This window comes from Bradyrhizobium sp. USDA 4538 (genome assembly GCF_024171045.1).
Taxonomy (GTDB): Bacteria; Pseudomonadota; Alphaproteobacteria; order Rhizobiales; family Xanthobacteraceae; genus Bradyrhizobium; species Bradyrhizobium australafricanum.
Map to the genome: position 1 here is coordinate 7,779,177 of NZ_JALJZE010000001.1, position 13,927 is coordinate 7,793,103.

Here is a 13,927-nt window from a genome sequence, read left to right on the forward strand (position 1 = left end):
GCCGACGGCCGCGGCCGTGCATTTCGTTGTGCGACTGTTGCAGAATTGATCGCACGCAACCGTGCAAAGGGTCATGATGCGGACCGTGGCAACCGGGAACCGAAGCTCGCATGAGCGAATCCGACGACGGAGGCAGCAGAAGGGGCGCGCTGATCGGACTGCTGGTCGCAGCGGTCATGCTCGCGGTCGGCCTCTGGCTCGCGCATGACCTGACGGCGGCGAGCAAGATGCAGGACTGCCTGATGTCGGGCCGGACCAACTGTAATGTGATCGAGCCGGCGCGCTGATCCCGTCTTGCGGCAGTGCAATATCGATCCCACATCAAGGCCAAAGACTCGGGCTGAACTGTTTGATCCCGGTTGTGATTCCGATCACACGCGGACAGGCGGGCTGCCTCGACTCCTGAAGATCGGCGGGAACCTAGGCCATGATGTCCAAGCTGTGGTCCGGAAAGGGCGCGGCGCTGGCTGCCGCAGGCGCGGCGGGTGCCGTTTTGGTGGCGTATCTATCCCTGACACTGGCGTCGCCCGAGCCGGTGTCCAATGCGGCGCTCGGGCCGGAATGGCAATGCAGCCGGGTTGCTTTCGTGCTGACCACCTGCACCAGGAGGACCGAGGCTGAGGCTGAGGCTGAGGCTGAGGCCAAGCCGCAGGGCGAGGTCAGAGCGATCCCGGTGCGGGCGAAGGACGATTGTCCGCCAGAACTCTAGCGGCCGTATTTCAAGTCATTTCTTGGTGGTACTGCGCGGCTTGATCGACAGGCCGAGGCGCATCGCCATCTTCTTGATCCGCTCCGGCGAGCGGCCGGTCGCCTTCACGACCTCCTCCAGCGACTTCGAGGAGCGTGCCAGTTCCATCAGTCGTCGGTCCTCCTTGAACGACCACCGCGGCTTTCGGGCCATCTTGTTGGTTTCCTTGTGCATTGCTGGGCAACAAAGCCGCCAGGCGGGGTCGCCTGACGGCCTTGCCGGTGTGGGCCCGGACCTTGGGGAAATGTCCGGTGGATAAGCAATACTGCTTCCGAATAAGGCCGCAATTGAAACCGGAATTTAACCTAACCCATCAAGGTTACTTGCAACATTACTCGGATACGGCGTGGCAGGAGGCCTTATGCGCAAGGTCGCCATTTTGAGTGCCGCAGCATTTTTACTGTCCGGTTGCTGGTCCGACCCGGAGGTTACGGGATCGACCAACAGCTGTGCGGCCAATCTTTACAGTCAGTACAATCCCAAGGTCATGGATCAGTGCGTCAACGCCTGCATCAAATGTGACCGCGGCAACGTTACGACCTGCACGACCTCCTGCACGCTGAAGGGCGCGCGGTAATCGATCCGCGCGTCCGATGCCAGCGAGGCCTCGTGGCGTCACGCCACCGAGCCACCTTGCGTGGCGCGATGATCGCCTTTATCGCGTCTGGCAGCGGCGCCGTCGGCGCGCGGGACACTGAGAGCGTGGAACAGGGCGCGATGAGCGGGCTTTCCTATGTCGCGGTCGACTGGGGCACCAGCAGCTTCCGGCTCTGGCTGACGGGCGCCGGTGGCAAGGTGCTCGGTGAGCGCCGCAGCGATGAAGGCATGACCGCGGCAGCCAGGACCGGCTTTGCGGCCGTGCTGCAATCGCATCTCGATGCGCTGGGCGCGGCGGCCGACCTGCCGGTCGTGATCTGCGGCATGGCCGGCGCGCGGCAGGGCTGGGTCGAGGCCGGCTATATCGATACGCCGGCGCATCTGATGGACATCCTCAACGGCGCCGTCGTGGTCGGCGGGCAGGCGCGCGAGATCCGTATCCTGCCCGGGATCGCGCAGCGCGATGCCGCCGCGCCCGACGTCATGCGCGGCGAGGAGACCCAGCTGCTGGGGGCGCTCGGCTTGAATGCGCCGGGCGAGGCGCTCGTCTGCATGCCGGGAACGCATTCCAAATGGGTGAGGGTCCGCGGCGGAACGGTCGAACGCTTTGCGACCTTCATGACCGGAGAGCTGTTCAGCGCGGTCGCGCGCGACACCATCCTGTCGCACGCCGTCGCCGGCGCCGAGGAAGCGGTTGACGGCGATGCGTTCCGCGCGGCGGTCGCGGCGGCATTCGCGGCGCCGGCGCTGGCGGCCAATCTGCTATTTCGCGTGCGGTCGCGCCAGCTGCTGTTCGGCGGCAACGCACAGGCCGCGCGTGAGACGATCTCGGGCACTTTGATCGGCGTCGAGCTGGCGGCGGGCCTCGCGGAACGGAAGCAGGGAGCGCCGGTTACGCTGATTGCCTCGGGCCGGTTGCAGCGGCTCTATCAGATGGCGCTCGAAGCCCTTTCGATTCCGCTCAATGTCATGGATGCGGAGGAGGCGGTTCGCCGTGGCCTCGCCGGAGCGGCGGCGGCGATCTGGAAGAAGTGAGGATCAACGCATGAGTATTCCGTTTCCGCCGATGAAGCGCCCGCTGGTCGCGATCCTACGCGGCGTCAAGCCGGACGAGGTGCTGGGCATCGTCGGCGCGCTGCTCGACGCCGGCATGACCGCGATCGAGATTCCGCTGAACTCGCCAGAGCCGTTCCGCTCGATCGAGATCGCGGCGAAGCGCGCGCCGGCCGATGTTCTGATCGGCGCCGGCACGTTGCTGACCGCAGCCGACGTCGATCGCCTGCACGACGTCGGCGGCCGCCTCATGGTGTCGCCGAATGTCGATGTCGAGGTGCTGGCGCGTGCCCGGGACCACGCGATGATCACGATGCCCGGCGTGTTCTCGCCGACGGAAGCGCTGCTCGCCGCGCGCGCGGGGGCATCGAGCCTGAAATTCTTTCCGGCCAGCGTGCTCGGCGCCGCCGGCATCACCGCGATCCGCGCCGTGCTGCCGCCGGACGTGATGATCGCCGCGGTCGGCGGCGTCTCGGACCAGAATTTCGCCGAGTATGTGAAGGCAGGCATTCGCGCCTTCGGTCTCGGCAGCAGCCTTTACAAGCCGGGCATGACGGGCACGGATATTGCGGTCAGGGCAAGGCTGACGATCGAGGCCTATGACAAGGCCGTGCAGGGTACCGGCTAGGCTCGGCGCAAGCGCGCTAATCGTCCCGCCTGCCGCCGTCGATCACCCTGAACAGCGGGGCCGCCTCGCGTGGATTCTCAAGCAGCTCTTCGACCATGGCGATCGCGGCCGCGACGTATTTCCCGGTCGCGGCGTCCAGCGGCCGTTCGGCTTCGTCTGACAGCGCGAGCCTTGCGCCTTCGAGCAGCTTGCGGGTGCGGACGGCGGACTCGTCGCCGGCGGTGAGGGCGGCGCGCGCGATCGATCGCAGCACGAACAGTTCGCCCTCCAGCCGCAGCAGGCGGTCGTTCAGCTTGCTCAGGACAGTGTTCAGGTTCCGCATGACGCGCTCTCCGGGCATTGGACCCGTCTTGCATACACGGTCATTCCTGACGAAATTCTTGTGGCGACCACGCACCATCTGGTTGGTTGAATGGCATCCCGGATCTCCTCATGTTCCCGGTGGCCCGGACATTGCCATTTGACGAAGGCGTCCATGGCCCTAATAGAATGGCCGCGGTCCGGCGCCGCCCGGGAGGCGCGTCAATTTCACCCCATCGCGACGAGGGAATAGATATGAGGATTGCCGTCGAAACGACCGTTGCCGCGCCGATCGCGGATGTCTGGCGCGCCTATACGACGCCCGACGACATCAAGCAGTGGAACGCGGCTTCCGACGATTGGCACACGACCGCCGCGACCGTCGACCTGCGCACCGGCGGCGCCTTCTCGTCGCGAATGGAAGCCAAGGACGGCAGCATGGGGTTCGATTTCGCCGGCACCTACACCAGGGTCGAGGAGCCCCGGCTGCTCGAATATTCGTTCGGCGATCGCAGCGCGCAGGTCGCATTCACGCCGGAGACCGGCGGCGTCAAGGTGCAGGTCAGCTTCGACAGCGAGGATACTCATTCGGTCGAGCAGCAACGCGGCGGCTGGCAGGCGATCCTGGATAACTTCAAGCGTTACGTCGAAGCCAAGCGGCGGTCCTGATCCGGCGATCGGAGGGCGGCGTGACGTTGAAGCGACCGCGCGCGGCGATGCCGGCGAGCATTCGCCGCGAGCTCGATGCTGCCGGACTGATGCAGGCGTTCAAGACGCGCCCGCCGTATTAGCGCAACGACTATCTGCACTGGATCGGCCGCAGCGTGCGAACTGCAACACAGCGCAAGCGGATCGACCAGATGCTGGCGGAATTGAAGGCCGGTGGGGTGTATATGGGAATGGCGCATCGGCCGAGCAAACCAAAGTGAGACTCTCGCGGCGTGACCGCTGCGCGCCGTGCGTTCGCATCGCTCGCGTGATGTTTTGGTCGTGCGAATCCTCATCGAACAAAAAGGACGATCTGGGAATCGTCCATCGCGGTCCTGAAAAATATCGACGACCGATGCGCGCACTCACAATCCTCTAGAGAAACATTCTTGGATTAAGAAATTGCGAAGCGCGCTGCCGGAGCTCACGGCAAGTGGAACCTGCAATCGCACGAACGGAAAGCGATCAGTCCCTCAATCGCCGCCGGAACTTTGTTCACGCACGGAGAACTACGGAATCGTTTCGTGCGCTGAATGATAAAGACGCGAGTGATTTCACGGCACACGGCGAACATCGAAAAAGAAAGGCCTCAGCGCGTGGGCCACGCTGAGGCCAAGTAGACACTTTGGTCGTGAGGCACCGTCGCCGGCGCCTCGGTGCCTAACCTATCTGTGTTTCTGTGTTTCCAAATGGCCCATTTGGGCCATGCCGCGTGATAGCCAATTTGGGACATGCGCCGCTGGCACAAAGTGTGCACACTTGGAGCCGTCAGGATTTTGCATCACCTTCCTGGGGCTAGGGCCAACGCCGTCCGCATCTATTTCAAGCGGACGGCGTTGTGCATTCCGGCGACCGCGCCGGCCCTCACCAAGCTGCGCTCAGGGTCAGCGGTCCACTGGCCGAATCTCGAGGTTCTCGATTTTCAGGGGCGGCGTTGAGGGGACGTTCTGCTCGTTCAACGGATGCAGCGTGATCGGCGTATTCGTGCCGCCGGCGAGAACGTTGACGCCGGCGCCGCCGGCATGGGCGTAGCCGCCGGCAATATCGTCGCTTCCAAGCCACGGCACGGGCGCCATCACCTTCCAGTTCATGGCGACTTCTTGATCTCCGATCAAAACGCCGAGGTTGCGGATGGCCGCGACAAAACGACTGTCCGGCGCGCTATCGACGTGCAGCACGCAATTGAGATTGGTCACCGGACCTACGACGAACCCGGTATCGGGTCCGCCACGACACTCGAGCGTTCCGGCCTGCACCTGCTGCGCATCGGCGGCTGCGAGCGGCGCAGCGAGAACCGCCGCACCACACACCGCAGAGGCGATCGCACGGCTTGTGATAAGCATGGTGCCGGACAACGCGGATCGACGCGCGATCGGCCCATGCCCCCGCGCGCGGCCTTCGTTTGTGGTTAAGAGAGCCTTAGAGATTGGTTTGATTGCTGCCGACGGTCGACGTTCGCGAGCGACCGGCCAGGAGGACGACGATCAACCAGCGGCGATCCTTTTCATCGCCGTGCCGGCTGACACCTCGATGGTGGGTCTATCGACGTCGAACGAGCGTGCTTGATTTCCAGGCAGGAGAGGTAACGGGGCGAAGCAAGGGACTCCGGTCCTGGCACTGACGCCAGGCCGTTCGGATCGAGGCGGTGCGCCTGTCCCGAAAAATTACGCCGCCGGGCTCGAAATGCATTGTCCCGGCGGCGCCTGTTCCAATCTGGGCCCGCAATCCCAGTCATGTTTGTGTCTGCAAAACCGGCGCCAAGGTTCGAGCGCCCCCGTAATCATACGGGGACTAGGCGTCCCGCGATGGATTGGTGTTGGCTGCTTGTGCGCCGGCAAAGGTCCGATTGTCTGGGGTGATCCAAGCCGCGGCGCGAGAACGGCTGATCGCCACCGATGCTCCGCCCGGTCAGATATGATGCTCGAGCTTGCGCATCTCCTGCAAGCGAGCCAGGCAGAAATCCCGATACAATTCGTTGATGAAATCCCACATGACCTAATCCCCTTGGTCCAATGCCCGGGACACTACGCCGGGTTTGTTTCCGGCCGGCTTCGCGGCTTCAGGAAAATGGTTTCATTCAGGGGGAGTAGGGTGGCGATCCCGGCAGGATTCGAACCTGCAACCCGCGGAGTAGAAATCCGCTACTCTATCCAGTTGAGCTACGGGACCGTGGCGGCCTTGTAGCACCGCCAATATGAAAAATCCGCCTTTCCGCCAAGTCCGGCCGAACCGATTTTTGTGGTCAAGCGACAAAGGCGAGCAGGGACCCGCCCTGCGTTGGCTTGTCCAGCCCGTCGCGCCGCACGATGCTGCCGCCGGGGCTGGTCAAAGGAATGTCGGCAATGCGATCAGCGACGTTTTCGTCCGTTCATGTCTGCGCCTTCACTCCGTCACCTTTTCGCGCATTTTTGGCCCCAACGCGGCGTTCGACCGCGGGGCGTTCAGGAGCTCCATCATGATCGGATTGGTTCGTGCCGCCACGATATGCGCCACGCTGCTACTCGCCCTGGTGAGCGCCCAGGCCGCGGACAAGGCCTTCAAGCGCGACGATCTCGCCGATTCCGCGATCAAGCTGGAGGCCCAGATCAAGAGCGAGGCCGGCGCGGTCAACAAATCGGCCGCGACCCTGCGCACCGACGCCGACGCCGCCTTCAGGCGCAATGATTTCCGCGGCGGACTCACGATCCTCGGCCAGATCGCGGCGACCACGCCGGAGGACGGCGCCAACTGGCTGCGCCTCGCCAGGACGATCTTCCAGATCCGCTCGGCGAGCTCCAGCGAACAGACGTTTCTGATGGAGCGCGCCTCCACCGCCGCCTACATCGCCTATCAGCGCGCCGGCAATGCGGGCGAGGAGGCGGACGCGCTCGCCGTGCTCGGCAAAGCGCTTGCCGAGCGCAAGCTGTGGCGCCCGGCGCTGGACAGCCTGCGGCTGTCGCTCGACATGCGCGAGGTCGCCGATGTCCGCGGCCAGTACGAGAAGATGCGCGACGAGCACGGTTTCCGGCTGCTCGATTATACCGTCGATTCCGACGCGGCCTCGCCGCGCGCCTGCTTCCAGTTCTCGGAGGAGCTCGCCAAGCGCGTCGACTTCGCGCCCTATCTGGCGCTCGCCGGCACCGACAAGCCGGCCTTGTCGGCGGAAGGCCAGCAGCTCTGCGTCGACGGGCTGAAGCATGGCGAGCGCTACAACATCAATCTGCGCGCCGGCTTGCCTTCGACCGTCAAGGAGACCCTGCCGAAATCGGCCGAGTTCAACATCTATGTCCGCGACCGCAAGCCGTTCGTGCGGTTCACCGGGCGGGCCTATGTGCTGCCGCGGACCGGACAGCGCGGTATCCCGGTGGTCAGCGTCAACACGCCGGCGGTCAAGGTCGACGTCCTCCGGATCGGCGACCGCAACCTGATCAACACGGTGATCGACAGCGACTTCCAGAGCACGCTGAGCCGCTATCAGCTCTCCGATCTCGGCGACCAGCGCGGCGTCAAGGTGTGGTCCGGCGAGCTTGCGACAGCGACCACGCTGAACCAGGACGTCGTCACGGCGTTTCCGGTCGACCAGGCGCTCGGCGACCTGCAACCCGGTGTCTATGTCATGACCGCCGCGGCCAAGGGGCCGGGCACCGACGACGACGGCACGCTGGCGACGCAATGGTTCATCGTCTCGGACATGGGCCTGTCGGCCTTTTCCGGCAATGACGGTATCCACGTCTTCGTCAACTCGCTGGCTTCGACCGAACCGGTCGCCAACGCCGACGTGAAGCTGGTCGCCCGCAACAATGAGATCCTGGCCACGCGCAAAACCGATGCCGCAGGCCACGTGCTGTTCGAGCAAGGCCTGGCCCGCGGCGAGGGCGGGTTGTCGCCGGCGCTGCTGACGGTCATGGGCGAGAAGGCCGACTACGCCTTCCTGAGCCTGAAAACCAATGCGTTCGACCTCACCGACCGCGGCGTCGCGGGCCGGGCGATCCCGGCCGGCGCGGACGCCTTCGTCTACGCCGAACGTGGCGTCTACCGCTCCAACGAGACCGTCTATCTGACCGCCCTGCTGCGCGACGGGCAGGGCAACGCCCTGACCGGGACGCCGCTGACCATGGTGATCGAGCGCCCCGACGGCGTCGAATTCCGCCGCGCCGTGCTGCCCGACCAGGGCGCCGGCGGCCGGATGCTGGCGGTGGCGCTCAATTCGGCGGTGCCGACCGGCACCTGGCGCGCCCGTGTCTTTACCGACCCGAAGGGCTCGTCGGTCGGCGAGACCACCTTCATGGTCGAGGATTACATCCCCGAACGGGTCGAATTCGATCTGACCAGCAAGGAGAAGGTGATCAAAGCTGAAGTTCCAGTGGAACTCCAGGTCTCCGGCCACTTCCTCTACGGCGCGCCGGCATCGGGCCTGCAGCTCGAGGGCGACATGCTGGTAGCGCCCGCGGCGAACGGCCGGCCCGGTTATGCCGGCTATCAGTTCGGCGTCGACGACGAGCAGACCGCGAGCAACGAGCGGACCCCGATCGAGGACCTGCCGGAGGCCGATGCCAACGGCGCGGCGACCTTCCCGGTGAAGCTCGAGAAGGTGCCGACTTCGACGCGGCCACAGGAGGCCCAGATCTACGTCCGCATGGCCGAGACCGGCGGACGCTCGGTGGAGCGCAAGATCGTACTGCCGGTGGCCCCTGGCGCCTCGCTGATCGGCGTCAAGCCGCTGTTCGGCGACAAGAGCGTTGCCGAGGGCGACAAGGCCGAGTTCGACGTCGTGTTCGTCGCGCCGGACGGCAAGCAGCTGCCGCGCAACGGGCTGCGCTACGAGCTGTTGAAGCTGGAGTCGCGTTACCAGTGGTACCGGCAGAATTCGTCCTGGCAGTATGAGCCGGTCAAGTCGACCCGCCGCGTCGCCGATGGCGACGTCAACCTCGCGGCCGACAAGCCGATGCGCCTGGCCTTCCAGCCGCAGCCCGGCCGCTACCGGCTCGACGTGAAATCGACCGACGCCGACGGCCCCGTCACCTCGGTGCAGTTCGACGTCGGCTGGTATTCCGACGGCAGCGCCGACACGCCCGATCTATTGGAAACCTCGATCGACAAGCCGGAATATGCCTCGGGCGACACGATGACCGTGTCGGTCAATGCGCGCACGTCAGGCAAGCTGACGGTCTATGTGCTTGGCGACCGCCTGCTGACCACCCAAAGCGTCGACGTCACGGAGGGCACCCGGCAGGTCAAGCTCCCCGTCGGCAAGGACTGGGGCACCGGCGCGTATGTCATGACGACGTTGCGCCGTCCGCTCGATGCCGCCGCCGGGCGCATGCCCGGCCGCGCGATCGGACTGAAATGGTTCGGCATCGACAAGAAAGCGCGCACGCTTGCCGTCGAACTGTCGCCGCCCGCGTTGGTGCGGCCGGGCTCGACACTGAAGATCCCGGTCAAGCTCGGCGGGCTCAATCCCGGCGAGGACGCCAAGGTGGTGCTGGCCGCGGTTGATGTCGGCATTCTCAATTTGACCAATTACAAGCCGCCGGCGCCGGACGACTACTATCTCGGCCAGCGCCGTCTGACCGCCGAGATCCGCGACCTCTACGGCCAGCTGATCGACGGCATGCAAGGTACCCGCGGCCAGATCCGCAGCGGCGGCGACTCTGCCGGCGCCGAGCTGCAGGGCTCGCCGCCAACGCAGAAGCCGCTCGCGCTCTATTCCGGCATCCTCACGGTCGGGCCTGACGGGACGGCCGAGGTGAGCTTTGATATCCCGGAATTTGCCGGCACCGCGCGGGTGATGGCGGTGGCGTGGAGCGCAACCAAGGTCGGCCGCGCCAATGTCGACGTGATCGTGCGCGATCCCGTGGTGGTGACCGCGACCTTGCCGCGCTTCCTGCTGACCGGTGACAAGGGCACCATCAGCATGGATATCGACAATGTCGAAGGTGCGGCCGGCAACTATGCCATCAGCGTCAAGGCGAGCGGCCCGATCAAGGCTTCCGGCAATTCGACCACGATGGTGAAGCTCGCCGCCAAGCAGCGCTCCTCGCTGTCGCTGGGCCTCGAGGCCGGCGGCGCCGGACGTGCCGAGTTCGACGTCGACATCTCCGGGCCGAACGGGCTGACGCTGGCGCGGCATTATGCGCTCGACGTCAAGCCGGCGACCCAGGTTCTGGCGCGCCGTTCGATCCGCACGCTGGCGAAGGGCGAAAGCCTGACGCTGACCTCGGACATGTTCTCCGATCTTGTGCCGGGTACCGGCAGCGTTTCGGTCTCGGCGAGCCTGTCGACCGCGCTCGATGCCGCGAGCATTCTGAAGGCGCTCGACCGCTACCCGTATGGCTGCTCCGAGCAGATCACGAGCCGCGCGTTGCCGTTGCTCTATGTCAATGATCTCGCCGCCGGTGCCCATCTTGCGATGGACACCGCGGTCGACCAGCGCATCCGCGACGCGATCGAGCGGCTCCTCGCTCGACAGGGGTCCAACGGCTCGTTTGGCCTGTGGTCGGCGGGCGGCGACGAGGCCTGGCTCGATGCCTACGTCACAGACTTCCTGACCCGGGCCCGCGAAAAGGGCTTTGCGGTGCCGGACGTGCTGTTCAAGAACGCGCTCGACCGCGTCAGGAACTCGGTGGTCAATGCCAACGAGCCGGAGAAGGACGGCGGCCGCGATCTGGCCTACGGCCTCTATGTGCTCGCGCGCAACGGCGCGGCGCCGATCGGTGATCTGCGCTATCTCGCCGACACCAAGCTGAACAATCTGGCGACCCCGATCTCCAAGGCCCAGCTTGCGGCGGCGCTGGCGCTGGTCGGCGACAAGGCGAGGGCCGAGCGGGTCTATGGTGCCGCGCTCGATGCGCTGAACCCGAAACCCGTGATCGAGTTCGGCCGGGTCGACTACGGCTCGGCGCTGCGCGATGCTGCAGCGCTGGTCTCGCTCGCTGGCGAAGGCAATGCACCGCGCACCACGCTGACCCAAGCCGTGCTGCGGGTCGAGGCGGCGCGGGGACTGTCGCCCTACACCTCGACGCAGGAAAATGCGTGGATGGTGCTGGCGGCGCGGGCGCTCGCCAAGGAGACGCTGGCGCTCGACATCAACGGCCAGCCGGTCAAGACCGCGGTCTATCGCAGCTACAAGGCCGAGGAGATGACCGGCCAGCCGCTCAGGATCACCAATACCGGCGATGCGCCGGTGCAGGCGGTGATCTCGGTATCGGGCTCGCCGGTCACGCCGGAGCCGGCGGCCTCCAACGGCTTCAAGATCGAGCGCAGCTATTTCACGCTCGACGGCAAGCCGGCCGATGTCACCAAGGCGAAACAGAATGACCGCTTCGCGGTTGTCCTGAAGGTGACGGAAGCCAAACCGGAGTTCGGTCACATCATGGTGGCCGACTATCTGCCGGCCGGGCTCGAGATCGACAACCCGAACTTGGTGTCATCGGGGGATTCCGGCACGCTCGCGTGGATCGAGGACGGCGTCGAGCCGAAGAACACCGAGTTCCGCGATGACCGCTTCACGGCGGCGATCGATCGGGGCGCCAACGACAAAGCGGTGTTTACGGTCGCCTATGTCGTGCGCGCGGTGTCGCCGGGCAAATATGTGCTGCCGCAGGCCTATGTCGAGGACATGTACAATCCCTCGCGCTATGGCCGCAGCGGAACCGGTGCGGTTGAGGTGAAGCCGGCGAAATGAACAAGGACGCGCGGCGCAAACTCTTCTCGTCATGGCCGGGCTTGACCCGGCCATTCATAGGCGCGTCCATGCGAACGAAGGATGTGGATGCCCGGGTCAAGCCCGGGCATGACAAGCGCAGCGGGCGGCTGGCGCTCCGCGTCGCGGCCGCAATGGCCGTCGTCCATATTGCGATCACCGGCGCCTTCGCCGCCTGGATCGTTTCGCTCGGGCCGCTACCGCTCGACAAGGCGCAGCAGGTCTCGACCACGGTGATCGATCGCAACGGCAAGCTGCTCCGCGCCTATGCGATGACGGACGGGCGCTGGCGGCTGCCGGTCGATGCGAAGACGTCAGTCGATCCCACCTATCTGAAGCTCTTGTTCGCCTATGAGGACAAGCGCTTCTATGAGCATCACGGCATCGATCCGCTGGCGCTGTCGCGCGCCGCATTCCAGCTGCTCACCAGCGGCCATATCGTCTCGGGCGGTTCGACGATCACGATGCAGCTGGCGCGGCTGATCGAGCCGCGTCACCAGCGCTCGGTCTACGCAAAACTGCGGCAGATGGTGCGCGCGGTCGAACTGGAGCGGCAGCTCTCGAAAGACCAGATCCTCGATCTCTATCTCGCGCTGGCACCGTTCGGCGGCAATCTCGAGGGCGTCCGCGCCGCCTCGATCGCCTATTTCGGCAAGGAGCCGAAGCGGCTGTCGCTCGCCGAAGCCGCGCTGCTGGTGGCGCTGCCGCAATCGCCGGAGCGGCGGCGGCTCGATCGTTACCCCGACGCCGCCCACGCCGCGCGCGACCGCGTGCTCGAGCGCATGGTCGAGGATGGCGTGGTGTCGAAGGACGATGCCGTGCAAGCCACGGCGACGGCGGTGCCGAAGATGCGCAAGCAGATTCCCATCCTGGCGCCGCATTCGTCCGATCAGGCGATCGCGACGATGAAGGATGCGCCGGTCATCAAGCTGACGCTCGACGCCACGCTGCAGCGGAACCTGGAGGCGCTGGCGCGCGACCGTGCCATTGCGCAGGGGCCTGATGTCTCGGTTGCGATCGTCGTGGTCGACAATGAGACGGGCGACGTGCTCGCGCGCGTCGGCTCGGCGGATTATTTCGACGAGCGGCGGGCCGGGCAGGTCGACATGACGCGCGCGGTGCGCTCGCCGGGCTCGACCTTGAAGCCGTTCATCTATGGCCTTGCCTTCGAGGATGGCTTTGTCCATCCCGACAGCCTGATCGAGGACCGGCCGATCCGCTTCGGCACCTACGCGCCGGAAAATTTCGACATGACGTTCCAGGGCACGGTGCCGATCCGCAAGGCGCTGCAATTGTCGCTGAACGTGCCGGCGATCGCGCTGCTCGACCGGGTCGGTGCCAGCCGGCTGTCGTCGCGGCTGAAGCAGGCCGGCACCAGTCTCGTGCTGCCGAAGGACGAGGCGCCGGGCCTTGCGATGGGTCTCGGCGGTGTCGGCATCACGCTGCAGGATCTCGCCCAGCTCTATTCCGGCCTGGCACGGCTCGGCGCGACTAAACCGTTGCGCGAGATCATGCAGGAGAATGACAGCCGCGACACGATGCGGCTGATGGATCAGGCTGCGGCCTGGCAGGTCGGCAACGTCCTGCTCGGCACGCCGCCGCCGGAGAACGGCGTGCACAACCGGATCGCGTTCAAGACCGGTACCAGCTACGGCTATCGCGATGCCTGGTCGGTCGGCTTCGACGGCCGCGTCACGATCGGCGTCTGGGTCGGCCGTCCCGACGGCGCGCCGGTGCCGGGTTTAGTCGGCCGTACGGCCGCGGCACCCATCCTGTTCGACGCCTTTGCGCGCACCGGCAAAATCCCGGCGGCATTGCCGAAGCCGCCACGCGGCGTTCTGGTCGCCTCCAACGCGAAACTGCCGCCGCCGCTGCGCCGCTTCCGGCCGCTCGGCGAACTGGTCCGTAGCGGCAACGACCAGGCTCCGCACATCCAGTTTCCGCTGAACGGCTCGCGCATCGATGTCGATCATTCCGAGGACGGCCGCAATGCGCCGATGCCGGTCAAGGTTGCCGGCGGGGTGCTGCCGCTGACGGTGCTCGTGAATGGTGTCTCAGCCGGGGACATCGACAGCCGGCGCCAGCGCCTGATCGACCCGCCGGGGCCGGGCTTCGCCCGGCTCACCGTGATCGATGCCACGGGTGCCGCGGATACCGTTGTGATCCGCGTGCAATGATCGCACGGGAAAGCGGAGCGGCACGGTCGGAAAGC

At 65.8% G+C, this 13,927-nt stretch carries 11 protein-coding genes and 1 tRNA gene; 8 read left to right on the plus strand and 4 right to left on the minus strand.

The genetic code is table 11. The features are described from left to right. Positions 1 to 110: 110 nt before the first annotated feature. On the plus strand, positions 111 to 287 hold the full coding sequence (locus J2R78_RS35760) for a hypothetical protein (RefSeq protein ID WP_162832424.1): 177 nt from the start codon (positions 111 to 113) through the stop codon (positions 285 to 287). A 140-nt stretch (positions 288 to 427) separates the two neighbouring features. Beyond that, positions 428 to 709: a hypothetical protein gene (locus J2R78_RS35765; RefSeq protein WP_253608523.1), complete on the plus strand. Its 282-nt coding sequence runs from the start codon at positions 428 to 430 to the stop codon at positions 707 to 709. Between the two features lie 15 nt (positions 710 to 724). On the opposite strand, the gene J2R78_RS35770 is transcribed toward J2R78_RS35765, so the two are convergent. Further along, a complete protein-coding gene (locus J2R78_RS35770; RefSeq protein ID WP_166205288.1) occupies positions 725 to 901 on the minus strand; it encodes a hypothetical protein in 177 nt (58 codons plus the stop codon). A gap of 208 nt (positions 902 to 1,109) precedes the next feature. On the opposite strand from J2R78_RS35770, the gene J2R78_RS35775 reads away from it, so the two are divergent. The 3 genes from J2R78_RS35775 (at position 1,110) to J2R78_RS35785 (ending at position 3,026) form a co-directional block, all read left to right on the plus strand. Next, positions 1,110 to 1,325: a hypothetical protein gene (locus J2R78_RS35775; RefSeq protein WP_026192800.1), complete on the plus strand. Its 216-nt coding sequence runs from the start codon at positions 1,110 to 1,112 to the stop codon at positions 1,323 to 1,325. Between the two features lie 140 nt (positions 1,326 to 1,465). Next, entirely contained in the window at positions 1,466 to 2,380 is a 915-nt protein-coding gene (locus J2R78_RS35780) for a 2-dehydro-3-deoxygalactonokinase (RefSeq protein WP_225646715.1), read from the plus strand. Positions 2,381 to 2,390: 10 nt separating this feature from the next. After that, positions 2,391 to 3,026, plus strand: a complete 636-nt coding sequence (locus J2R78_RS35785; RefSeq protein ID WP_253608524.1) for a 2-dehydro-3-deoxy-6-phosphogalactonate aldolase — start codon at positions 2,391 to 2,393, stop codon at positions 3,024 to 3,026. Positions 3,027 to 3,042: 16 nt separating this feature from the next. Here J2R78_RS35785 and J2R78_RS35790 read toward each other — a convergent pair whose 3' ends face one another. Then, on the minus strand, positions 3,043 to 3,348 hold the full coding sequence (locus tag J2R78_RS35790; protein ID WP_057016599.1) for a hypothetical protein: 306 nt from the start codon (positions 3,346 to 3,348) through the stop codon (positions 3,043 to 3,045). 233 nt (positions 3,349 to 3,581) lie between these two features. On the opposite strand from J2R78_RS35790, the gene J2R78_RS35795 reads away from it, so the two are divergent. Then, positions 3,582 to 3,995, plus strand: a complete 414-nt coding sequence (locus J2R78_RS35795) for an SRPBCC family protein (RefSeq protein ID WP_016842508.1) — start codon at positions 3,582 to 3,584, stop codon at positions 3,993 to 3,995. 923 nt (positions 3,996 to 4,918) lie between these two features. Here the strand turns inward: J2R78_RS35795 and J2R78_RS35800 are convergent. Beyond that, complete coding sequence (locus tag J2R78_RS35800) at positions 4,919 to 5,389, minus strand: DUF992 domain-containing protein (RefSeq protein WP_253608525.1); 471 nt, start codon at positions 5,387 to 5,389, stop codon at positions 4,919 to 4,921. 737 nt (positions 5,390 to 6,126) lie between these two features. Then, positions 6,127 to 6,203, minus strand: a tRNA-Arg gene (locus tag J2R78_RS35805). Positions 6,204 to 6,489: 286 nt separating this feature from the next. On the opposite strand from J2R78_RS35805, the gene J2R78_RS35810 reads away from it, so the two are divergent. Together J2R78_RS35810 and pbpC are read left to right on the plus strand one after the other, a co-directional pair. Further along, entirely contained in the window at positions 6,490 to 11,697 is a 5,208-nt protein-coding gene (locus J2R78_RS35810; RefSeq protein ID WP_253608526.1) for an alpha-2-macroglobulin, read from the plus strand. A gap of 68 nt (positions 11,698 to 11,765) precedes the next feature. After that, positions 11,766 to 13,892: a penicillin-binding protein 1C gene (pbpC, locus tag J2R78_RS35815; RefSeq protein ID WP_253608527.1), complete on the plus strand. Its 2,127-nt coding sequence runs from the start codon at positions 11,766 to 11,768 to the stop codon at positions 13,890 to 13,892. Positions 13,893 to 13,927: the final 35 nt, after the last annotated feature.

What these genes read in the sequence shown, in the direction of transcription:
- J2R78_RS35760 (WP_162832424.1), top strand. Translation starts at nt 111, where the DNA reads ATGAGCGAATCCGACGACGGAGGCAGCAGAAGGGGCGCGCTGATCGGA.
- J2R78_RS35790 (WP_057016599.1), bottom strand. Translation starts at nt 3,348, where the DNA reads ATGCGGAACCTGAACACTGTCCTGAGCAAGCTGAACGACCGCCTGCTG.
- J2R78_RS35795 (WP_016842508.1), top strand. Translation starts at nt 3,582, where the DNA reads ATGAGGATTGCCGTCGAAACGACCGTTGCCGCGCCGATCGCGGATGTC.
- pbpC (WP_253608527.1), top strand. Translation starts at nt 11,766, where the DNA reads ATGCGAACGAAGGATGTGGATGCCCGGGTCAAGCCCGGGCATGACAAG.
- J2R78_RS35770 (WP_166205288.1), bottom strand. Translation starts at nt 901, where the DNA reads ATGGCCCGAAAGCCGCGGTGGTCGTTCAAGGAGGACCGACGACTGATG.
- J2R78_RS35785 (WP_253608524.1), top strand. Translation starts at nt 2,391, where the DNA reads ATGAGTATTCCGTTTCCGCCGATGAAGCGCCCGCTGGTCGCGATCCTA.
- J2R78_RS35810 (WP_253608526.1), top strand. Translation starts at nt 6,490, where the DNA reads ATGATCGGATTGGTTCGTGCCGCCACGATATGCGCCACGCTGCTACTC.
- J2R78_RS35780 (WP_225646715.1), top strand. Translation starts at nt 1,466, where the DNA reads ATGAGCGGGCTTTCCTATGTCGCGGTCGACTGGGGCACCAGCAGCTTC.
- J2R78_RS35775 (WP_026192800.1), top strand. Translation starts at nt 1,110, where the DNA reads ATGCGCAAGGTCGCCATTTTGAGTGCCGCAGCATTTTTACTGTCCGGT.
- J2R78_RS35765 (WP_253608523.1), top strand. Translation starts at nt 428, where the DNA reads ATGATGTCCAAGCTGTGGTCCGGAAAGGGCGCGGCGCTGGCTGCCGCA.